This window comes from Hymenobacter sp. YC55 (assembly GCF_029433095.1).
Lineage (GTDB): Bacteria > Bacteroidota > Bacteroidia > Cytophagales > Hymenobacteraceae > Hymenobacter.
The window spans coordinates 1,404,049-1,425,862 of record NZ_JARNTX010000001.1; the positions used below are offsets into that span (position 1 = coordinate 1,404,049).

Here is a 21,814-nt window from a genome sequence, read left to right on the forward strand (position 1 = left end):
GGCCTATTCATTACTCTAAGCTCTTGGCAAAGCAGTGATACAGCTCGTAGCCGAGAGTCAACGGCACCCACTGCGCCATTTCGATGTGGGCTTGGCCGTCATGTAGCTCCAGCGTATAGCACGCCTCAATCACAGTGGCCTCTTCGTCAAGGTAAGCTTTATGCCGGTCAGCTACCACACCGACAAGCGTGGTAAATAGTTGGTGGCGCTTGGTAGTAGCAGAGTCTAGGGTAGAGACAGCGAGCGTATGCATAAGTACGGTAGTAATATAGAAATTTGGTCGGTCAGCAAAAACACGGCCAGTTCATTGCCTATAGTTTTACTTTTAGAGTTACATCCAAACAACTGTATAAGCTCGTCGGCAACGCAGTCACATAGTAAATGCCGTCATTGAGAATAGCAACTATGGGCATTAGTCGAAGAATCTTGCCAAGATCAATTATCTAGCGGTCCTTTAATGATATTTTTATCGGTATAATCATATGGTTTTCTAGGATGAATTAAATTATTTGTTGTTTTTAGCAACCTTTGATTGATATACTTTGTATGTTTGCTAGGCAGCTGATAAGCTGCGCGCACGGCCAGGTGCGGTACCGACTTCATGCTTACTTCGTTTAAAAAACTAAACGGGTGAGTGTTAAAAGCCCGTAACGTAAGCTGGCCCTTCGTTCGGGCTTTTGCTTTTCAGGCCCGCTGGTGTTTAAGCACTGGAGCGAAAACGGTAGCCCTTAGGCGGGACGGTCTTAAAGTCCCCTGTGCTACTTGGTAGCGCGGCGGCGGTTCTCATCCTGTTAAATGGGCGTAAGTTTTTCTGGTTACTTGTTACCTGCGTTCAGCCTCACTTCGTTGACGACAAAATACTCATCGGGTGCATTTCTGGTCAGGAAAGCAGTTATTCTCTAGTCCATCTTTCACGTTTGTAAGGGGGACTAGGGGGTTACTTGTTTTTCCTGACCTACTTGAAGCCTTCAAAGCCTATCGTTGCATTTTCTGCAACGTTCTTCCTGCCTGACTATAGGAAGGCAGGACTGGATACAACGATAGTATAAGAACGACTAAATGATGAATTCCTTTTCTGAATTCATCATTTAGGTTAGTTATTAGGCAGGTCAGAAGAAATGAAATTAGTGTTTCTGATTCTGATAAGAATAATACTGCACGGATAATGACCCTCTATGTCCATATACCAAGGATTGGGACTTTTTTCGCAGCGTTTTTCTTGGCTGAGTAAACAGGAAAATTATTTCAGAGAAAAGAATATGATAGCTCAAGCTGTATATGCCCCATCGCATGACAACGCGGCTAGTCTAATGCAGCCGTTACGCGAGGCAAGTCAAGTGTTGGTAAAATCCAGCCGCGCTAACTCGAAAGGAAAACCCTCTAATTCTACTTTTAATACAGGCGAACAAACACAGCTCTTAGCTAGCATTAAAAAAGCTATTGAGGCATTAGACGAGATGGAAAGCGATGCTCTCTACAGCACGAATGAGGAGCTAGTAATACAACTGGATAAATTGCTAGTTGTGCGCGATATTGCTGAAACAGTACTCAATTTGGGGAAATCTGGCGTTGCTAAAGCGAAGGCGCGTCGTCCTGCTCATGCTAAAAATCTATCTGAAGTAGAATTGGTTTACAGGAGTTTCAATCGATTTTACAAGAGATTGAGCGAGCTAACCGATTTGGTGAATCACCTCGTCACTACACCTGACGCTGATGAGGAATCCCCCGAGTATGCTGAATTTCTTGTTGCACTAGGCACTAGGGTTGCCTAGTGCAACAAAAGAGTCATTAATTATTCGCTATACTGTGGCATACCGCTCTATCAGAGGGAATCAATTTCGTAAACACTTTCGCAAGGTTAGAAACCCAGAACATGTTGCACTACTCACACAGGAGTGTGCGATAATTAAAGCAAACCCTCTAGAAGCAACCGAAGCGTTATCAGGGAACTTAGCAATTCCAGGTGTGCGCTACAGAAGGGTTCAGGATACTAAGCCCGAATATAGAATAATAGTATTTATTCAAGCATGCGGATTTTCTCAAGAGGTCGATGGCCCAACTTGTAAGCACGTAAAATGTCCTGTTGGTGGTGATGAAGAATTATCAGAGGAAGATGATTCAGCCGACAATGATGAAGGTCTTGAAGCTGCACACGTACACCCAACTGATGAACCTGCTTTAAGCGAAGGATGCGAAGGCCTTATCAAGTATGCTGTTTTTGGCACTCGTGAATTGTTTAACAACTTGTATAAATTGAGGACCAAAGACTTTATGAAGTTTCTTTAAATCACAAGCCCCGCCAATCGGTGGGGCTTTTTGTTTAGACGTTTTGCCTAGGGCTATCGAATAGCATAACCCCAATAAACGCAATGCAGTACTAACTTGCTTGAGCAGCGCTGGTAAATATGGACCTCTATTTCCCTGCCACCTTCATTAACTCTGGCATCTCATAAACCTTAGCAAATTCCCTTTCTACCGTCTGCTCGGTAATGTTGACGTAGCGCTGGAATGACTTCCACGTCTTATGCCCGGTGATCTTCATCACCAGTTCCGGGCGTAAGCCCCGTTCCAAGCTTAGTGTAACGAAAGTCCGGCGACCAGTATGGCAGCCGAGCTTCTCCCACTTAGCTACTGTTCGCGATTCACGACGGCCCCCGCTAAAACGCACGACCTCTAACGGAGAATCAATACCGGCCAGCTGTCCTAGCTCTTTGAGGTAATCATTAAGCCGTTGATTGCTGACAAGGCGTACCCCACCGGCCAAATAGCGCGTCACGATAAGCAGGGCGCGGGCCTGCAGCGGAATATTTACCATCTCGCGCGTTTTCTGGGTGGTAATGCGCAGCGTGTTGCCCCGCACGTGCTCGGGCCGGATGCTGACTAGGTCCGAGTAGCGCAAGCCCGTGTAGCAGCTGAGCAAAAACAACGACCGCGCGTTATCGAGGTAGCCACCGGCGGGCAACTCCAACCCTTCCAGCGCTTCGACCTCTTCGGCCGTCAACGTCATGATGTCGGGCTCCTGCCGCTTCCAAGCCAGCCGCTCCCAACCACTCGCAGTGGTAAAGCCGCGCTCCACCGCATAGCGCATGAAGCGCCGCAACCGGTCCAGGTGCTTGGCAACGGTATTATCGGTAAGGCCCCCGGGCCCGAGAAGAAAGAGCACGAAGGCATCGCCAAAGGCCGGGGTGATCGTATCAAAGTCGACGGCGTAGCGTGCCACCTGCTCGTAGCGCACCAGATAACGAAGCGTTGTTTCCGCTGCCTGCGCCGTGCGTACTCTACCTTTCGCCCGGGTCAGCGTTGTCCACTCCGTGAAGTAGTCCTGAAACGAGCGCGTTGGGGCTGCGGCTGGCGCCTCCGCGGGTAGGAGTTGCACGAGCGTTCGCAGCGTCACTGCTGTCGGCACTTGGCCAAGGGCTAAATGCTGCTCACAGCACGCTTGCAACTGCTTTTCCAACGTGTCCAACCGGTCATTGAGGGCACCATTGCTGGCATAGCCGCGGGTCTGAGCCCGCTGCTGATCTTTGAGCCACTGCTTGGGCAAGATGGACTGGCCGGTATATACTTTGGTACGTACGCCGCCCATAGTTACTAAAGCCACAATAGCCGTCGGAATGGGAGCTGTAGGCCGCTTGAGGTGAAAGGAGATGGTCGCCATAATTAGAAGGGAGAAGTGCCGCACTAAAGCTACTGATTTCTGTGCCCCGGGGTACAGGTGGGGGTACAAACAGGCCGATTTATCCCGACATTACCCACTGTATGCTGACAAGTATATCAGATAAACATCCCTGTTACGCTATTAGGAGGGTTCTTTCTGTCGGGATGGATAGCGTATCACAAACAAGAGGTGAATCCCTTCCTCTCTGCAAAAACCCTGTTTCTGAATAAGAGACAGGGTTTTGTTTTTAATAGCGCCCCATTTCGAGTTTCCTAAGTTTCAATTGTCCGTTAATAGGAGTGCCTGCACTTGTAAATGCAAGCGAATACAGGAGTATCGAATAAGTGAAATATTGTTGGTAATCGTGTATTGAAATAGTTGAGGTTTAGCTATTTTAGCTAGTATGAAGAAACCTCTACTCACTCTCCTCCTCGTATTATTTAGCTTGTTTGGACGTGCTCAGAGCCAGCCGGCACCATTCAAGTCAGCCAACGTCATCACGGTGCTTACGGCAGATAGTGCTGCCACTGCCCTGCATAAAATGGGGTTAGCCTTGGTAGGACAGGGGTACATGGTGGATAAAGTAGACAAGGAGTTTCTTGTTTTGGTTAGCAGGCCTCGGCAGCTAACCACCTATACAGCGCCTATTTTTCTTACCATCAGAATCAGTGCTTCGCCTACAGCACCCGCCACCTTACGGGTTATGGGCGACTATGTAATGGCCACCATGTTTGATGTGAAATTCAATCCGGTGGAATATCCTTCTCATGGCCTGCGAGGTGCCAACAGCATCACCTTCACCGAGCTTGAGAAGTTAGCAAAGCTTTACCCCGAAGGCAAACTTGCTTACGAGCGGCACTAAGCAGTCCGTTTTCAGAGCGTTGTTAGCCAATCATCATGATAATGAGAAGATTGGCTAAGGAAAAGCGTGCTTTATTTACGACTATATGCTTCTTGTAGAAGAGGGAAACTACATGTAGCACTCCACCAAAAACGGATAGTTATGAGCAAGCTTGCCAGTTGCTTGGCCTTACTGCTGGTTTCGGTTTTTCAACGGCCTGCCGCTTCATACTTCGATGCAGCAGAGCCGGTAGCTGCCGCTGCAAAACAGCCTATCCAAACAGGGGCCGAGCAAACTGCGCAGTACGTGCCCTTTCTGAAAGGCAAACGGGTTGGGATTCTTGGAAATCAGACGTCGATTATCGGCAAAAGGCACTTGGTGGATAGTCTTCAGGCGCTGCAAATAAACATTGTGAAGGTGTTTGGGCCCGAGCATGGCTTTCGGGGCAATGCCAGCAACGGGGCCCACGTGCAAGACGAAGTAGACCAAGCCACCGGTATCCCAATTGTATCGTTGTACGGCGCCAAACGCAAGCCTTCCAAAGCCGACATGGATGCCCTAGATGTTATGGTGTTTGATATTCAGGATGTGGGATGCCGCTTCTACACCAATATCAATACGCTCAGCGACGTAATGGAGGCTTGCGCGGAATCGGGTAAGGAACTGGTGATACTGGACCGGCCGAATCCAAACGGCTTTGTGGATGGACCGGTGCTAGACATGAAGCTGAAATCGGGAATTGGCAAGTTTCCTGTGCCCATCACCCATGGCATGACCATTGGCGAGTTTGCGCAAATGATAAACGGGCAAGGATGGCTGCCCAATCAAATGAAGTGCAAGCTGAAAATCATTTCCCTGAAGAACTATACGCACGCCCTCGACTACACACTGCCCGTAAGCCCTTCACCTAATCTGAATACGCAGCAATCCATCTTGCTTTATCCTTCCCTCTGCCTGTTCGAGGGGACTATTGTGAGCCAAGGCCGAGGCACGTACATGCCATTCGCAGTGCTCGGCAGCCCGGAGCTGAAAGGCAAATACAGCTTCTCGTTCACTCCGGTAAGCATACCAGGCAAATCGGAAACACCCCTGCACCAAGACCAAGTTTGTTATGGGCTGGATTTGAGAAAGTATGATCTGACTGCTTACCGCAAGGCTGGCAAGATCAACCTCAACTGGCTGCTAGAGATGTACAAAGCGTATCCAGCTAAAGAGAAGTTCTTTGATAGAAACCAGAGCAAACAGATGGGCAGCATTGATGCGCTGGCCGGTACTACGGTTCTGAAAGAGCAGATTATAGCAGGCAAAAGCGAGCAGGAAATTCGTAAAACGTGGGAGCCGCAGCTTTCTGCCTACAAGGTCATGCGCAAGAAATACACACTATATCCCTGAGCTATAAGCAAATCATCGGGTATGAAGCTGCTTGTTTTACAGCGGCCTGCGAAAGGTGCTTTGCACAAGAATACGACGTGGTTACTTCTGTCTTAAGTAGCTTTCAGCTTACTGCGTAGGCCCGGTATCAACGCGAGACTCCACGGCGCGCTGCGTTGCAACGGGCACAGCCGATAGCAAGTCGTAGCCAGTAGCAGCTTCAATAGCATCGACGGTGGTGCGGTAGCTTGCCCAATCCGTGTTCAGGGAATTGTTGTTGGGCGTATCGACGGCAATGATACGCGTGCTGCTGCCGACGCGGCTTGCGTCATCCGAGCCTTCTGGCAGCACGACGATAACCTTCCAGATGCGTTTTGGCACGGTGATGCGGCCATTATCCAGCGTCGACTTGGCGCCGTTCGAGCCTGTGCCCCCAGTGCCGTACTGCCCCATAATGATGTAGAGCTCGTTGCCAGCTTTGGCGAGCGTGCGGCAGTATTCCTCTAAGTCGCCCCAAGTCTGCTGGTTGTTGTTGGGGGCTTGCGGTATCATATTGGTCATGAGGAAGGTAGCCGAGTTGTCGGCCACCGTTTTGGTGCGGTCGGCCGAGGGGCAGTTGTGGCCCCGGTCGAAGCCTGAACCCGTGTAGCTGCTACTCTGTGCTTGGTACCAACCTGCCGGTAAAGAGGCATCGGCCCGAAAATCATCCTGACGAGCGGCGCTGCCTAGCCATTCGGTGCTTAGGTGCCAACTCACCCAGTTCGGAATGCCCCGGTCGCGGTGGTAGGAGAGCGTGTACTGCGGCTTGCTAAGCAGATAATTGGTAGGCTGATTCACGTCGGCAGTGGCGCCGCTGGGGTTGCCAAGGGCCAAGTGGTCGGGGGCTGGTTCGGCGGTATCGTCTGATTCGCAGCCGGCAAGTAAGGCCAACAGCAGGCAGGGCAACAGAAAACGGAAGCGGGAAAAAGCTAGCATCATAGGGCAAAGGTAAAGCGACGCTAGTTAGGTGCCGTTGGGCACATAGCACTAACCTTCCCTCTGGCTGTACTAGGAATTTGAAGTGTATCTCAACCAACTGATAAAGCTGGCGGCAGCTTGTGAAATATAGTTGATGCTACCTCACTAAAACTGTTGCTCGTCACGTTAGCTCAGCGCAAAGGATTACTTCCTTTACTATCCTATCGTCCTTTCACTATTTACTTTCTTATCTATGCTTTCTCGCGTCTTATTGCTGAGCAGCCTATTTCTGCTCGGAAAAAATTTTACCGCTGCCGCCCAAACGACTCCAGTTGAATCTGTAGCACCGGTTGCTCTGAATGAAACCGCCGCCACATCTAGGGCAGTCCTATTTAAGTTAGGCACAGGATTAATTCGCGGTGCAGAATTTAGCGGCTATGCAGGGGTGACCTTGCCCTTCGCAGTTGGTGCTGAGTACGCTGTGAAGCCGGGTTGGAATATCTACGTTAATGGAGTTACAGGCATCAATGCAGGTGGCGGACAAAATTCGTTTGACAGGTCCAGGTATGTGTATTTACGCACAGTAAGTGCTGATCTTGGCGTACGGCGCTATTACAACCAGGAAAAGCGGCGGAAGAACGGAAGGTCTACCGGTCCATTCACTGGCAATTATGTAGCCTTGCAATCAAGTAGTAATTGGGATAACAATTTGTACTACAACCGAGGCTTGCGGTATGATTACAGCAACTTAGTTGCTCTCTGGGGAATGCAACGGCGACTCGGAGGCCACGGGTTGGTAGATGCCTACGCTGGTGGTGGTATTGCCAACGATGAACAGGTTTATCGTGAACTGACTAATAATTATTACAGCTATAAATACAAACGCTTTCCACCAAGGCTAGATCTGGAGCTTGGAGTTAAACTAAGCCTAGTATTCTAACCCATGTGAAACACAAAAAGCGCCTCTTTGTACTAAAGAGGCGCTTTTTGTAGCCATAAATTGATTTCCAGCTTGGAAGGCAGACAACCTTATACCGGCAGCGGATTGAGTTGGGGTAGGTTACGCTGGTGCCAGTAGGGGTAGATCGGGGGCGTGTCGCTTACTTTGTCGAGGCGGGCTACTTGCTCGGGCGTGAGGTTCCAGCCAACCGCGCCTAGGTTTTCGCGTAGCTGCTCCTCATTGCGCGCACCAAACACCAGACTTGTAACGGTTGGGCGCTGCAACAGCCAGTTGAGCGCCACCTGCGCCACCGACTTGTTGGTTTCGGCCGCTAGCTCGTCGAGCACATCTACAATGTTGTATTGCAGTTCTTCTGGTACGTCGGGGCCTTGGCCGCCGCCTTGCTGCAAGCGGCTGCTAGCCGGAATGGGCTGGCCCCGCCTTACTTTGCCGCTGAGGCGCCCACTTGCCAGCGGTGACCAAACAACAGCTCCCACGCCCTGATCCAGCGCCAGGGGCATCAGTTCCCACTCATATTCGCGGTTGATGAGCGAATAGTATACTTGATGGGCGATATACCGCGCCCAGCCATAGCGCTCCGACACCGAAAGCGACTTCATGAGGTGCCAGCCCGAAAAGTTGGAGCAAGCAATGTAGCGCACTTTACCACTTTGCACGAGGTCGTCGAGCGCGCGCAAGGTTTCCTGAACTGGAGTGCGCCCATCGAAGCCGTGCAGGTAGTACACGTCGATGTAGTCGGTTTGTAGGCGGCGCAGGCTGTCTTCGCAGGCTTTAACCAAGTGCAGGCGCGACGAGCCGAAGTCGTTGGGTCCTTCACCCATGGGGAAGGTGGCTTTAGTGCCAATGAGTACCTCTTGGCGGCGGCCGTTCAGCGCCTCCCCAAAGATTTCCTCGGCCATGCCCTGGGAGTAGACGTTGGCCGTGTCGAAGAAGTTGACGCCTGCTTCCAGGCAAATATCCAGCAGCCGGCGTGCCTCGGCTACATCGGTGCTGCCCCAGGCTTTGAAAAACTCGTTGCCGCCCCCAAACGTGGCCGTGCCAAAACTCAGGACGGGTACATGCAGCCCCGAAGCTCCTAGTTGTCTGTATTCCATGATCTGTCTTGAAGTAGAAGGACAATGAAAGCAAGAACAGCTAAGCGTGTGCTTGGTTGCGGGCTGCGCAGAAATTGAGGGAAGGATTCCTGTGTTTATAAACGCACCACGTGCCGTTGAGTGGAGGAAAGCCCTTGCATAGTAGCACCTGTTTGTACCTATCGAGGCTATGCAAGGCTAGTTGCCGCCTTCGCCTTTCTTCTGGTCGTCGTTGCGGATGCTTTTGCGGGGCCGGGCCGGGTCGGAGCTGGTGGCGCCGAACTGGTAGTTGAAGCTAAGCCGGATAGCGCGGTTGTAAGCGTAGGTGTCGCTGCGGAGAGAATAGCTATCCGGAACGGCGAGGTCGGTGCGGAAAAGGATGGTGCGGGAGAAGGGGTTTTCTAAGTTGAGCGTGAGGCTGCCTTTCTTCTCGAATAGTTCCTTTTTCACGGATAGCGTGTGCGTCTGGAAGCCGCTAGCGTCGCCTTGCAGCAGGATGCGCCGCGAGTTCACGTACATCGACGCTTGGAGGCTGTAGCCGTGCTCAAACGTCCAGGCCGAGGTCAAGTTGCCGTTGTACATCAGGCCCTGGTTGCCGACGCTGAGAAGTGGACTTTTCACTGTGAGGTAGAAGGCGTTTACGGTGGCGTTAAGGGTCCACTTTGGGTTCGGCTTTGTGGAGCCCGTCACGCTTAGGCCGTAGGTGGAGCGGCGTGCCACGTTCTGAAACGTATTGTAGAGTACGCTGGTGTTGGTGGTATCGTCGGGGAATATGGCACGGGCCGGTAGCGTAGTGGACACGTTCTGGATAGCATTATTGGTTTGCCGCCAGTAACCCGACAGGTTCAGGGTGCTGCTTTTGTGGCTGGTGCTGTAGCCAAGCTCGTAAGCATCGGTTAGTTCAGCACGCAGGTTGGGGTTGCCGGAGGAAGCCGAGCGGCCGTTGTTTACGTTGAGGTAGGGGTTGAGTAACCAAATGGAGGGCCGCTGAATGCGCCGGGTATAACTGATCTTCAGTTTCTGAGCTTTATCGGCCCCAAAATCCCGCGAGAAAAGCAAGTTCGGGACAATGTTGGTGTATTGCTGCCTAACATTGGCTTCAGAGCTCACAAAGTCGCCGGTCACGCGTGTGTGTTCCACTCGGGTGCCAGCCTTGAAGCTGTACACCTTCCGCACGCTGAAGCCATAGGAAAGGTAGCCCGCGTACACATCTTGGCTGTAGTCAAATTGGTTGGAGCGGGAAGGAACCTGCACCAAGCCCCGGCCATTGAGGCTATCGGCTGCAATAACATAGTCGCTGCCAGCGGTGCGCAGAATAGCCTTGCTCCCTACCTCTAGCAAACCGGTACTGTCGGTGGGTTGGGCGTAATCAACTTGAAGGGTAAGCTCGCGGTTGCGGCTGGTATTCACGTTGGTTTCGCGGTAGTCTATGCCTTCGCCGCGGGTCTGGTTCAGAAAATAGGCTTGCCGGCCCACACTCGTGCTTAGCAAACCAAGCACGCTCAACTCTTGCCGCGGCTGCTTGCCTGTGTGCGTGTACCCGGCATTGACGTCCACACTCGGGAAACGGTTGTCGGCGTACGGCCACTCAACGTCGCGGCTGTAGGCCTCGTCGAGTAAACTAGGAGCCAGGTAGGTGGACGTAACGGTGCGGGTGCCGCGGTAGCGAAACAGTTCGGTGTTGGCGCCGAGTGTCAGCACGTCTTTCTCGGTCAGGTCGTAGTCGAGGTTCAGGCGGCCGGTAATTCCTTGATTGTAATTGCGGGTGAAAGTGCGTTGGTTGAGTTCGGCAAACTCGCTGGGCGCCAGCACATCGGTGCGGCTGATTACGCTGCGGTAGCGGTTGTAGTAAGCCGCCAGCCCAAGTTCCGACGTCACGGCCAACTTGCCGCGGCGGCTGTTGAGGCTGGTGTTTAGGCTGTTGTTCATATTGCCTGCCGTGGCCGTGAAAGAGCCCGTAGTACCCGAAGCAGCATTCTTTTTCAGGATGATGTTGATGATGCCGCCCGAGCCTTCGGCGTCATACTTGGCCGAAGGGCTGGTAATAACTTCCACCGATTTCACTTGGTCGGCGGGCAGGCGGCGCAGGGCATCGGCAATGTTGTTGGCGAGCATGCCGCTAGGTTTGCCATTGATGAGCACCCGCACGCTGGTTGAGCCACGCAGTTCCGGGTTGCCATCGGGGTCTAGGCTGAGCATCGGCACTTTTTTCAGCAGGTCGGCAGCGGTGCCTCCGGTGTTGCTCTGATCTTTTTCGGCGTTGTACACCAAGCGGTCCGCTTTGTTTTCGACAAGCTCCCGCTCGCCAGTGACCTTTACTTCGCCGAGCTGCTGCGCAGTAGGCACCAGCAAGAAGGTCTCTAGCTTTGGCGAACTACTGCCCACTTGAATATGCTCCACAACCTTGGTTTCGAACCCAACGAAGCTAATAGACAACTTATATTCGCCGGCAGCCACTTTCGGAAACGAAAACTTGCCTCCCGTGTCGCAGACGCTACTAGCCACCACAGCCCCCGAGGTTTGGGTGAGCAAGGCCACAGTAGCAAACTCGACGGGCTGCTTGGTAGTAGCATGAAGCACAGTGCCCACGAGTTGGCCCTGGCTGGTAGCACTTGAGGCAGCGGCGGGTACTTGCCCCTGGACTAGAAGTGGCTGGCCGAGTGCTAATAAGGCGAGGGTAGGTAATAAGTACTTCATGAATAGATAGTTGAGGGGTTTTGGCGGCTTTGGAAAAGGCACGCGAATGAGCGGCTGCCGGCAGTGAAGCAGGCAGAACAGATGACCAGAAGAAGTGAAAGCAGCTCTAAGCCCGCGCAGGGTAGCAGTCTAGAAGCCCGGTATGGCTACTTAGCTTGCTCCTGAAACCAGTGGCGCACACCAGCGGTGAAAGGTGAATTGTGTGACATCGAATTAGGTGGCGCTTCGATGTCGGGTTGCAGTGCACGGTGCGAGAAAGGGTAGTTTTTCCGGAAGTTGAAAGGAATACTTCCGCTCAAGTCAAACGTTACAGCCAACAGCAAACTTTTTTCTATCCGCGGAAAACAGCTGGAGCTTCTTCTATTCCCATTTGAGGTAGGTTCGCTGTTGCGCAAATGGCTGTTCATGTCCACTTCCTTGGAAGAAACCCTGATAAGCCTCTGGCATGGGTGAACGAAAGCAATAATCCAAGTAGGGTTATCCACGCAATACCTTGAATCGTTGAAAGGCAAAGCTATTCTGGTGTCTTAACCTAAAACGTAGCGCCTTAAACCAGACCAGCAGCTCTGTTATTCGCAACTAGCCTGTTCTACTTATGCATACGCTTTATCTAGTGGCCGTACTCCCGCCCGAACCTGTGTTTTCGCAAGTCTGGGCTATGAAACAGGAGGTACACCACCTCACGGGCAGCCGCAACGCCGTACGCCTGCCGCCGCACATCACCTTGATACCACCTATCCGTCAGCCCGACGAGTTCGAGGCCAAATGCGCCGCCACCCTCATCGATTTTGCCGCTACCCAAACGGCATTCACAGTGGGCTTGCATGATTTCGCTTGGTTCGGTAACCGAACCCTGTTTGTGCACGTGAGTGAGGCCGGACCCATAAAGGCCTTCCACGTGGCCCTAACCGACTGGTGTGCCACTCACTTGCCAGACGTTCCGCGCGAAAAGCGGCCGTTCACGCCACACATGACCTTAGCTACCCGCGACTTGCCAGCCGCGCAAGTACCTGAGTTGCGTCAGCTTTTTTCGGCACGCCCTTACGCCGCCACGTTTCCCGTGCAAACCCTCACTCTGTTTCGTCACGATGGCCAGCAATGGCAGCCACGGGCCACTATCGCGCTGCCAAACCAGAGTAAAACAAGCTAAATAGACGAGAATAAGAGTTTGATAGGCGGTTATTCTACCCGTAACCGCCCGGCATATAGCCGGCCTTGCGCATCGGTAGCCCGCACTACATACAAGCCAGGTAGTAGGCCTTGCACCGACACAGTGGTGCCTGAGGTAATAGTGGTAGTGCGTACTACGCGCCCTGTTGCATCAAGCAACTGCACGGCACTGTTGGTAGGTATTCCTGACAAGTGGACTGCCGAGGAAGCAGGGTTGGGGTAGAGTGCTACTGAAGTTGAAGAGGTTGTGTGTGTGGATAGGGTAACATAAGCCAACTTAGCAATGAAGGCTTCATACGGCGCCTTGCTGGTAATTGTAATGGAACCGAAAACGCTGGTATCGGTAAAGCTGCCCATTATATATAAGGCGCCTGAGGCATCGAGGCCAATATTGAAGCCTAAATTGTAAGCAGGCCCACTCGCCTGTTGTAGCCAGTGCAACTGCCCTAGACTGTTGTAAGAAGCTACCAAGATGTCCGTGTCGCCAGCGCTAGTGAGCGTAGCAGAATTAAAGCGAGCTGTGTTGCTGAAGTGGCCTACTACACACAAGTTGCCGGCAGCATCTAGGCTTATATCATGCAACCCATCTGAGCCAGGGCCAGCGCCTGATTGTACCCATTGTACTGTTCCTTGAGGCGAGCATTTGATAAGGCAACCATCAGAATTGCCTGCTCCGGCCATTGTAATGTTGCCAAAAGCGGCGAGTCCGGTGAACGAACCTGTTATATACAAGTTGCTGGACTCGTCTGCCACGCCTTCGCCAACTTCGTCGGCTTGTGCTCCTCCGAATTGCTGCGCCCATTGAAAGTCGCCTTGTGCCCCGTACTTAGCTGCCACTATATCAGATTGACCGCGAGAGGTCAAAGTGGTGTCGGCGAACACAATAGAGTGAGAAAAATGATTTAGGAGGAATACATCGCCATTAAAGGCTACTGCCAGCTTCGGATGACTATAAGCAAGAAAATTGATGGGGGTGCTATAGTGGTAGGCTGGTACTAGCACCTGTAGTGCCCCCGTACTACCCGAGAAGCGAGCTAAATAGCCTCCTATAGTAAGTCCAGTAAATCCGGTGTTATTAGTTCTGGGAAGTCTGACCGTAACAGATCCAATGGTTACGCTATCATCCAGCGAGCCAGTAACATAAATATTGCCAGCGCCATCAATTCCTATGCTGTTGCCTTCAACAAACGAGTAAGCTGCTGCGGCGCTGCTCTGCTGCGCCCACTCAGGTTCGCCCTGGGGCGAATAGCGCACTACAAATGCTTTGGATCCGCTACCAATACCACCGTCGAGCATCAAAGTGCTGCTCAATGTGCAAGAACTCGTAAATGTGCCTGTGATATAGCTGTTACCAGCAACGTCGAGTACTACATCGTACGCGAAATCATCGCCGGTTGAGCCTATCTGACGCACCCAAGCCAGCGTGCCCGCGGGGGTATATTTTGCTAAATACCCATCAAAGTCACCCTGGCTAATAAGCTTGACGCCATGTATGGTGACAGAGTCAACAAAGCTTCTTGCTTCATACGTGTTTCCTATGGCGTCTACAGCAATATCTCCAAAAGTTGTGGAGCCGTGTCCCGTAGCACGGGCGCTTTGCCAGGTAGGAGCAGATTGGGATAAGGCACTCAGACATGCACTGAGTACAAGAAATACTATGTGAGCAGTGCGGTAAAGAATACGTGTAGAAAACTGCATAAATAACTAAAAGGTAACGTGACCACTCATATGGAAAAAAGCATCTAAATAGGCTGACTACCTGACGCGCGCAGCACTTTATAGCATGCAGCGGTGGCCTGTTTATGGCACAGCAGTATCAGTAATTGCGGGCAACGTGGTTGAATTGCATAGCCCATTCTCGTAGGAGCCCTCCGTGTGTGGGAGAGTAATCCGGCTATGCCTGATTAGTTGTAAGGGCATGCCAGATACAGGCCATAATGGTGCGCTTTGCGCCGCTGACTAGGCTCCAGCAGGCTATAAATTTGGGGTAAGCCACAGAGTATAGGATAAGCTTGTAGAAAGGAACCGGAAGATAGCTCTACCGTAGCAAATAGTAGCAGTCTGATACGTTTCTTAATCGCCGGAATCTCGGCTGGGTTAGGGATTTCTGTGCTCCTGAGTGAAGGCAAAAATCAAAATCTGTACTCTCTAATCCTAGTGTTAAATACTTGCGCATGGAGGTGAGTTGACTAGTTATTAGCCTTGCGCTGAAAAAAAATGCTTGAAAATTGTAGCCAAGAAAAAAAGTGCTCTTGTAGGGATTTAAAATTTTGATTTACAGTGAATTATGGTGTGAAAAAGATAGTAGATATAAGAGCGCTAATACATGCCATCGAAAAAAATATGTGGTTTTTTTCACATGTTTTATATCAATTTCACAAGAACCTGCGTAGAAGGGCTTCACAAACATCAAGGTGCCTGTTCACCGTCCACCTCATCACCATCACACAAGACCCCTATGAAACAGACTAAGAATTCAGCCTGGACCATCCGTGTAGTTGCTCTTCTCTTCAGTGCCGGTGCGGCCCTTTCTTCTTGCACGAGCACCAGCACCGACACTCCTGCCAGCTCCACTTCGGGTAGTGATGCTGGAACGACTACAACAGGAACGAGCACTTCTGGCACTAGCACTTCCGGTACTACCGATGGTACCTCCACGAGCGGCTCTACTACTACCGGTACAACTACTTCCGGTACTACTTCGGGCGCTACCACTGGTACTACGTCGGGCAGCACCACCACGGGTACTACCTCCGGTAGCACTACGTCGGGTACTACGGGTACTACCACTTCGGGTACCACGGGCGGTACTACTACCCGCTAATAACACACCTACTCTGTGCCAAAAGGCATAGATATCAAACGAAAAGCCACCCACTCAGCGCGAGTGGGTGGCTTTTTTATTGCGCACCTCTCTAAGGTCATCAGCTATCCGATAGCGGGTAGGATGGCTAAGGGAAGACATTGCTTCTTCGTGCAATTGGCAGAGTTGCACGAAGGATCATTACAAAAGCTTAATGATGCGTACGAAAACACATAGAACCGAACTTTCGTACGCACACCTGATCTATGGGCTTACCTGCATAGATAGTGATACTCTGGTTCTTTCACAGTTTACACTTCATTCCATGAAAAAGACACTGTTCACCGCCGCCCTTGCTGCTTTCTTAGTTGGCACTGTTGCCCCAACTTTTGCGCAAACTGCTCCCGTACAGGGTGATACCACAAAAGTGAAAGCTAACGGCAAGAAGGAAAAGTTGAAAACCACTGACGGAAAAGCCAAGGTAAACAACAAGAAAGGCAAGGCTAAAGTGAAGGCAGACAAAGACAGCCAATAGCGGCTTTGCTGAATTCATCTCATCAGCGCAGCATACACCGTCATAGAAGCGGCAAACTCGGTGAGGCACTGCCAGGCCTAAGGTTGTCACAGGCTAAGCAAGGATGAACTCCAGTAACCAAAGCCTGGTGTATGTACGGATAAGTAAAACAAGAGCGGGTTGCCTTGCTGGCAACCCGCTCTTGTTTTAGGCTCGACTAGCAAAATATAAAATCAAGTAGGCTAGCTAGTTGGCCACGTTGTAAGGCACGCCCATATTCTGAAACATAAACGCCCACTTGTCAGTCTGCTCACTGATTACTTGTGCAGTAGAGCGCCCGGCTCCGTGACCGGCTTTGGTTTCGATGCGAATCAGCACCGGGGCAGCACCTTGCTGTGTTTCCTGTAGGCGTGAGGCAAACTTAAACGAGTGTGCGGGCACTACCCGGTCGTCGTGGTCGGCGGTGGTGACCATGGTGGCGGGGTAGTTGGCGGACTTCAGGGCGTGATAGGGCGAGTACTTGTAGAGATACTCAAACATCTCCTTGGAATCCTGGGCGGTGCCGTAGTCGTAGGCCCAGCCGGCGCCGGCCGTGAACTGGTTGTAGCGCAGCATGTCCATTACGCCAACGGCCGGAAAAGCTACCTTGAACAGTTCTGGCCGCTGCGCCATGACGGCACCCACCAGCAAGCCGCCATTGGAGCCGCCCGAAATGGCGAGGTAGTCCTTGGAAGTGTAGTTGTTCTTTATCAGGTACTCGCCGGCGCCAATAAAGTCGTCGAATACATTCTGCTTTTGCAGCTTGGTGCCGGCTTGGTGCCACTTTTCGCCGTACTCGCCGCCGCCGCGCAGGTTGGCAACGGCATAGATGCCACCGTTTTCGAGCAAAATGATGTTTGAGGTGCTGAAGCTAGGCGTCATGCTGACGTTGAAGCCGCCATAGGCATAAAGCAGCGTGGGGTTTTTGCCGTTCAGCACCACCCCTTTCTTGTAGGTGATAATCATGGGCACGCGAGTGCCATCCTTGGAGGTATAAAACACCTGCTTGGACTCGTACTTGGTAGGATCGAATTGCACGCCTGCCTTCTTATACACCGTCGATTTGCCGATGGCAATGTCGTACTTGAAGATGGTGGGCGGGTAGATGTAGGAGGTGAAGGTGTAGTAGGTTTCCTTCTCTTCTTTCTTGCCGCTGAAGCCGCTAGCCGAGCCTATTGAAGGAAGCGCAATGTCCCGCTCCTTTTTGCCGGCCATATCGTACTGCTCAATTACCGAAGTGGCATCCTTGAGGTAAACGGCGAATAGTTTGCCGCCGGCCGTGTTTACATCCAGCACATTTTTGGTTTCCGGAATCAGGTTTTTCCAGTTGGTGGGCGTAGGAGCGGCGGCGTCTACGGTCACTACGCGGTTGTTGGGCGCGTTGAGGTTAGTGAAGATATAGAGCTTGCTGCCCACATTGTCGACCACTTGGTTGATGGTCTTTTCATTGTCTACTACGGGCACAATTGCACTGCCGGGCTTGCTCAAATCCTGGAGGTAAAGTTCGTTGCCGGTAGTGGTGTTGCGGGCCGAAATAACTAGGAAGCGCTGGTCTTCCGTCACCAAGCCGTTGATGTAGCGGCGGGGAGTTTTCTCACCGCCAAATACAAGCACATCAGTGCTTTGGGGCGTACCCAGCTTGTGGTACATCAGCTTGTGCAGCTGGGTTTTGCCAGCCAACTGACTGCCGGCCTTAGGCTTGTCGTAGCTGCTGTAGTAGAAGCCTTCGTTGCCCTTCCAAGCAGTGCCCGAGAACTTAACGTCCTTCAGCGTGTCGCCCACGATGGACTTGTCGGCGGTGCGCAACACAATCACCTTGCGCCAGTCCGAACCGCCTTCCGAAATTTGGTAGGCGGCCAAACTGCCATCTTTGGTGAAGTTGATGCCCGCCAGCGACGTAGTGCCGTCTTTCGAAAAGTTGTTAGGATCCAGAAACACTTCCGGCGCGCCCGTGCCTTGCTGCCGGTACAGCACCGACTGGCTTTGCAGCCCCGTATTCTTGCTGAAGTACGTGTACTTGCCTTCCTTGAAGGGCGCGCTGTATTTCTCGTAGTTCCACAGCGTTTCAAGGCGCTTGCGGATAGCGTCGCGGTACGGAATCTGGCTGAGGTAATTCTGGGTTACTTTGTTTTCTTCCTGCACCCAATACTTGGTGTCGGGCGCTTGGTCGTTTTCCAGCCAGCGGTAGGGGTCAGCTACCTTGGTCCCGAAATACGTATTGACAGTATCAACTTTTTTGGTTTGGGGGTAGGGCAGGGGCTTGATGGCAGTTTGGCCATAGGCCTGCGCCCCAGCCAGTAGCACCACACACGAGGTAAAAAGGCTTCTCATAAAGGAAACGTTACGTGAAAGAAGGTCGGAGAAAGGAGCGTGTGCCGAGAAAGACAGGCGCTACGCAACAAGCAAAGTGTTGCTGGCCAGCTTAGTAATACAAGCTCGGCAGGAATAGCAACTCGTTCAATGAGTTATATAGTTGATAGCAAGGCGATTGTAAATTGATTCTTGATGCTGAACAAAGGGCATAGGAAGTGAAAAGCAGAAAGCAAAGCGAATGAGTACCCAAGGGCTTTGCTTTTATTTTCAAGTAATTTAAAGCATTGAGCAGGTTACTTTTTGAAAGATAAGGTATCAAGGTGATATCAATCCATAGAAAAACCTAACTCATCCGCCATGAAATTCTCTGTTAAATCCCTGCTCGTTCTTGCTGCTTTCGCTCCTTTCGCTTTGGCTTCTTGCTCGCAGGCAACCAAGGAAAATGCTGAAGCAACTGCCGAAAGCGCTGCTTCGGACGCTGCTAACGCTACCGAAAAAGCTGGCGACGCAGTAGAAAACACTGCCGACCAAGCTGCCAACGAAATGGCTCCTGAAGCTGGCGACACAGCTGTAGTGCGCGACCAGCCAGCTGACAAAGCAGTAGAAGAGACTCCCGCTAAGCAGTAGTTTTGCTTTAAAGCCTACACTAAAGGCCCTACCAGACTAGCTCTGGTAGGGCCTTTTAGCGTCTAAGGCAGTTGCTAGAAAAGCTGCCATCACCCAATAGTTTAGCTTCCGACTTCTTATTCAAGGATTCTCGCTGACTGAGATACCGACTTTACTGGAAGCTGCGTAGGTAAGGAAACTGCTGCGCATGACTAGCGCAGGCTAGTGCATCCCTTCACGTTCATCTCCATGCTATGAAAACATCCCTCTTCACCGCCTGCCTTGCGGCCTGCTTGCTTGGTATAATGGGCCCGGCTTACGCCCAAACGGCCCCAACCCAAACTACTTCTCAAACCGACACGGCCAAGGTGAGGGAGAGGATGAAAAAAGATCAAAAGAAGTCTGCGGATGGTAAGTACATGCTGAACCCCAAGAAGGCAAAAGGCAAAACCAAGCAGCCGAAAGCCGTTGGTGAACAGTAATCTGCTACAAAAAGGGCGCCCTGCTAAACCCCTCCGTCGTACCGGCGAGGGGTTTGTTTTTGCGCGGCCTTTCCAGTTGATATAGCCCGCATAGTAGTGCGTCAAATAAGCCGGGTAGGGTGTCTGCTAGTCTCAACTACAAGCGTTAGTACCCACGACTTAATGGTAAGGGTGAAGAACATACGGGTACAGGAATAGGCCAGGACGTGTGGTGACCTACACGGAGGTGTGGTGCATCAGGTACAGCGCAAAAGCTACTGTCTGATTATCAGAATATAGCAGTTGTAGTAGGTCAACTGTAGTTACTCGGTTGTTGTCAAAACTCGACTGGACAGTACGCCGTATCGTAGCTAAACAGTGCCAAAGGATTCGAGCAGCGGGTAGTTTGTTTACCGTTCCGCTAAACCACTGCTCGACCATTAGGTTGTTTCTGCATCAGATCAGGTGGCTATACACCGTGAGTAGGCTTAGGGGCGCGGATACACGGCGGCTCTCAACTTCAACATTTCACTTCCTGCTTTATGTCAACTTATCCTACGCCAGACGACTTTGCCAGTGAGCCATCTGGCACCCGGCCCGAGGATGGCTCGCGTCGTTCCTTCATGAAGCAGGCCGGTGGTATTTTGGGGCTGGCCCTTACGCCGCCGTTGGTTAGCCAAGCCGAACGCCTGACTGCCTACTCCAAAACCGTGGAAGGCGTAACGGAAATGACGTTGCGCGTGAACGGCACCGCCCGTGCGCTGCGCGCCGAACCGCGCGTAACCCTGCTCGATGCCCTGCGCGAAAACCTGAACCTGACCGGCAGCAAGAAAGGCTGCGACCATGGTCAGTGCGGCGCCTGCACCGTGCTCGTTGATGGCCGCCGCATCAACAGCTGCCTTGCGCTGGCCGTGATGAACCAAGGCAAGGAAATCACCACCATCGAAGGCTTGGCCAAAGGCGAGGAACTGCACCCTATGCAGGCTGCCTTCGTGAAGCACGACGGCTTCCAGTGCGGCTATTGCACGCCGGGCCAAATCATGTCGGGCGTGGCATGCGTGAAAGAGGGTCACGCCACCACCGACGCGCAAACTCGGGAGTGGATGAGCGGCAACCTCTGCCGCTGCGGTGCTTACCCCAACATCGTGGCCGCAGTGCGCGAAGTGGCGGGCAAAGCGTGACGTTGTGAAAAACTGAAATAGTGGGTTTGACGCCTTACTGGCCTAAGTGCCAGAGCCAGAACGGCAGACTCACTTTCGCACGGTTACGCAAACTCACCGCTTCACACTCTCACCACTATTCAGAATGAACAACTTCAGCTATACCACGGCCACCACGGCCAAAGAAGCCACCGGAGTGCGCAAAGACAGTGCGCAGGCGGCTTTCATAGCCGGTGGCACCACGCTGCTCGACTTGATGAAGCTCAACGTCGAGCAACACCCGCAGCTGGTCGACATCAATATGGTGCCCTTCAAAGGCATCAGCGAAACTGCCGACGGTCTGCGCATCGGGGCGTTGGAGCGCATGAGCGACGTGGGCGAAAACCAATTGGTGGTGCAGCAATATCCTGCTATTTCCGAGGCGCTTCTGCTTAGTGCCTCACCCCAACTGCGCAACATGGCTAGCATCGGCGGCAACCTGCTGCAGCGCACCCGCTGCACCTACTTCCGCGACACGGCCTTCCCCTGCAACAAGCGTAACCCTGGCTCTGGCTGCCCGGCCCAAACCGGCGACAACCGTGGCCTCGCCATCCTGGGCGGTAGCACTGCCTGCATTGCCACCAACCCCGGCGACATGGCCGTGGCCATGGTAGCTTTGGATGCGGTAGTGACCCTGGAGAACAGTAAAGGCAAGCAACGCCGCGTGCCGCTACTCGATTTCCATCTGCTCCCCGGCACCACGCCCCAGCGCGAAACCATCTTGGAGGCCGACGAACTGATTGTGGCCGTTACGGTGCCGGCCGCGGCGCACGCGCGCAAATCGCACTACGTGAAGGTGCGCGACCGGGCTTCCTACGCTTTTGCGCTGGTGTCAGCAGCTGTGGGCCTCGATGTGCAGGGCGGCCAGATTCAATCGGCGCGGATTGCTATGGGCAGCGTCGGCACCAAGCCTTGGCGGGCGCTGGAAGCGGAAAAAATGCTGGTCGGTAAGCCCGCAACGGAAGCTAGCTTCCGGGCTGCCGCTGCCGCTGCCGTGCGGGGTGCGGCTCCGCGGGAGCACAACCGCTTCAAAGTGGAAATGGCCCAGAAAACCATTGTTCGGGCTTTGCAGGAAATAACAGCTTAGTAACCCCATCCATCAGGCACCGAGTTGCAGCTTGGTGTTTGACCCCCTCACGAGTTAGCATCAC

The 21,814-nt window shown here is 52.5% G+C and carries 19 protein-coding genes; 12 read left to right on the plus strand and 7 right to left on the minus strand.

Annotation, left to right across the window (positions count from 1 at the left end):
* Nucleotides 1–10: 10 nt before the first annotated feature.
* Nucleotides 11–253: a hypothetical protein gene (locus P1X16_RS06110; RefSeq protein ID WP_277226989.1), complete on the minus strand. Its 243-nt coding sequence runs from the start codon at nucleotides 251–253 to the stop codon at nucleotides 11–13.
* Nucleotides 254–1,175: 922 nt separating this feature from the next.
* On the opposite strand from P1X16_RS06110, the gene P1X16_RS06115 reads away from it, so the two are divergent.
* A complete protein-coding gene (locus P1X16_RS06115) occupies nucleotides 1,176–1,772 on the plus strand; it encodes a hypothetical protein (protein ID WP_277226991.1) in 597 nt (198 codons plus the stop codon).
* A gap of 34 nt (nucleotides 1,773–1,806) precedes the next feature.
* A complete protein-coding gene (locus tag P1X16_RS06120) occupies nucleotides 1,807–2,286 on the plus strand; it encodes a hypothetical protein (protein WP_277226992.1) in 480 nt (159 codons plus the stop codon).
* Between the two features lie 127 nt (nucleotides 2,287–2,413).
* On the opposite strand, the gene P1X16_RS06125 is transcribed toward P1X16_RS06120, so the two are convergent.
* A complete protein-coding gene (locus P1X16_RS06125) occupies nucleotides 2,414–3,658 on the minus strand; it encodes a site-specific integrase (protein WP_277226994.1) in 1,245 nt (414 codons plus the stop codon).
* Nucleotides 3,659–4,061: 403 nt separating this feature from the next.
* On the opposite strand from P1X16_RS06125, the gene P1X16_RS06130 reads away from it, so the two are divergent.
* Entirely contained in the window at nucleotides 4,062–4,520 is a 459-nt protein-coding gene (locus P1X16_RS06130) for a hypothetical protein (protein WP_277226996.1), read from the plus strand.
* A gap of 141 nt (nucleotides 4,521–4,661) precedes the next feature.
* On the plus strand, nucleotides 4,662–5,891 hold the full coding sequence (locus P1X16_RS06135) for a DUF1343 domain-containing protein (protein ID WP_277226998.1): 1,230 nt from the start codon (nucleotides 4,662–4,664) through the stop codon (nucleotides 5,889–5,891).
* Between the two features lie 108 nt (nucleotides 5,892–5,999).
* On the opposite strand, the gene P1X16_RS06140 is transcribed toward P1X16_RS06135, so the two are convergent.
* Nucleotides 6,000–6,848, minus strand: a complete 849-nt coding sequence (locus P1X16_RS06140; protein ID WP_346771233.1) for a DNA/RNA non-specific endonuclease — start codon at nucleotides 6,846–6,848, stop codon at nucleotides 6,000–6,002.
* 232 nt (nucleotides 6,849–7,080) lie between these two features.
* Between P1X16_RS06140 and P1X16_RS06145 the strand changes: the two genes are divergently transcribed.
* On the plus strand, nucleotides 7,081–7,767 hold the full coding sequence (locus P1X16_RS06145; RefSeq protein ID WP_277227000.1) for a hypothetical protein: 687 nt from the start codon (nucleotides 7,081–7,083) through the stop codon (nucleotides 7,765–7,767).
* A gap of 89 nt (nucleotides 7,768–7,856) precedes the next feature.
* On the opposite strand, the gene P1X16_RS06150 is transcribed toward P1X16_RS06145, so the two are convergent.
* Nucleotides 7,857–8,882 carry an aldo/keto reductase gene (locus P1X16_RS06150; RefSeq protein ID WP_277227002.1) on the minus strand — a complete coding sequence of 342 codons (1,026 nt, stop codon included), beginning with the start codon at nucleotides 8,880–8,882 and terminating at the stop codon, nucleotides 7,857–7,859.
* 177 nt (nucleotides 8,883–9,059) lie between these two features.
* A complete protein-coding gene (locus tag P1X16_RS06155; protein ID WP_277227003.1) occupies nucleotides 9,060–11,558 on the minus strand; it encodes an outer membrane beta-barrel family protein in 2,499 nt (832 codons plus the stop codon).
* A 595-nt stretch (nucleotides 11,559–12,153) separates the two neighbouring features.
* Here P1X16_RS06155 and P1X16_RS06160 point away from each other — a divergent pair.
* A complete protein-coding gene (locus P1X16_RS06160) occupies nucleotides 12,154–12,708 on the plus strand; it encodes a 2'-5' RNA ligase family protein (RefSeq protein ID WP_277227004.1) in 555 nt (184 codons plus the stop codon).
* A gap of 29 nt (nucleotides 12,709–12,737) precedes the next feature.
* On the opposite strand, the gene P1X16_RS06165 is transcribed toward P1X16_RS06160, so the two are convergent.
* Entirely contained in the window at nucleotides 12,738–14,039 is a 1,302-nt protein-coding gene (locus P1X16_RS06165; protein WP_277227006.1) for an SBBP repeat-containing protein, read from the minus strand.
* A gap of 1,147 nt (nucleotides 14,040–15,186) precedes the next feature.
* On the opposite strand from P1X16_RS06165, the gene P1X16_RS06170 reads away from it, so the two are divergent.
* Together P1X16_RS06170 and P1X16_RS06175 are read left to right on the plus strand one after the other, a co-directional pair.
* Nucleotides 15,187–15,552, plus strand: coding sequence for a hypothetical protein (locus P1X16_RS06170; RefSeq protein WP_277227007.1), 366 nt, complete (start codon nucleotides 15,187–15,189; stop codon nucleotides 15,550–15,552).
* A gap of 304 nt (nucleotides 15,553–15,856) precedes the next feature.
* On the plus strand, nucleotides 15,857–16,066 hold the full coding sequence (locus P1X16_RS06175; RefSeq protein ID WP_277227008.1) for a hypothetical protein: 210 nt from the start codon (nucleotides 15,857–15,859) through the stop codon (nucleotides 16,064–16,066).
* A 225-nt stretch (nucleotides 16,067–16,291) separates the two neighbouring features.
* On the opposite strand, the gene P1X16_RS06180 is transcribed toward P1X16_RS06175, so the two are convergent.
* Nucleotides 16,292–18,415 carry a prolyl oligopeptidase family serine peptidase gene (locus tag P1X16_RS06180; protein WP_277227009.1) on the minus strand — a complete coding sequence of 708 codons (2,124 nt, stop codon included), beginning with the start codon at nucleotides 18,413–18,415 and terminating at the stop codon, nucleotides 16,292–16,294.
* A gap of 339 nt (nucleotides 18,416–18,754) precedes the next feature.
* Between P1X16_RS06180 and P1X16_RS06185 the strand changes: the two genes are divergently transcribed.
* The 4 genes from P1X16_RS06185 to P1X16_RS06200 all read left to right on the plus strand — a co-directional run bounded on the left by P1X16_RS06185 (nucleotide 18,755) and on the right by P1X16_RS06200 (nucleotide 21,750).
* The gene (locus P1X16_RS06185; protein WP_277227011.1) at nucleotides 18,755–19,024 is read left to right on the plus strand and encodes a hypothetical protein; all 270 of its coding nucleotides are present in this window, start codon (nucleotides 18,755–18,757) and stop codon (nucleotides 19,022–19,024) included.
* A 233-nt stretch (nucleotides 19,025–19,257) separates the two neighbouring features.
* Complete coding sequence (locus tag P1X16_RS06190) at nucleotides 19,258–19,485, plus strand: hypothetical protein (RefSeq protein ID WP_277227013.1); 228 nt, start codon at nucleotides 19,258–19,260, stop codon at nucleotides 19,483–19,485.
* Between the two features lie 521 nt (nucleotides 19,486–20,006).
* Complete coding sequence (locus tag P1X16_RS06195) at nucleotides 20,007–20,645, plus strand: 2Fe-2S iron-sulfur cluster-binding protein (protein ID WP_277227015.1); 639 nt, start codon at nucleotides 20,007–20,009, stop codon at nucleotides 20,643–20,645.
* A 124-nt stretch (nucleotides 20,646–20,769) separates the two neighbouring features.
* Nucleotides 20,770–21,750, plus strand: a complete 981-nt coding sequence (locus P1X16_RS06200) for a xanthine dehydrogenase family protein subunit M (protein ID WP_277227017.1) — start codon at nucleotides 20,770–20,772, stop codon at nucleotides 21,748–21,750.
* Nucleotides 21,751–21,814 lie beyond the last annotated feature (64 nt).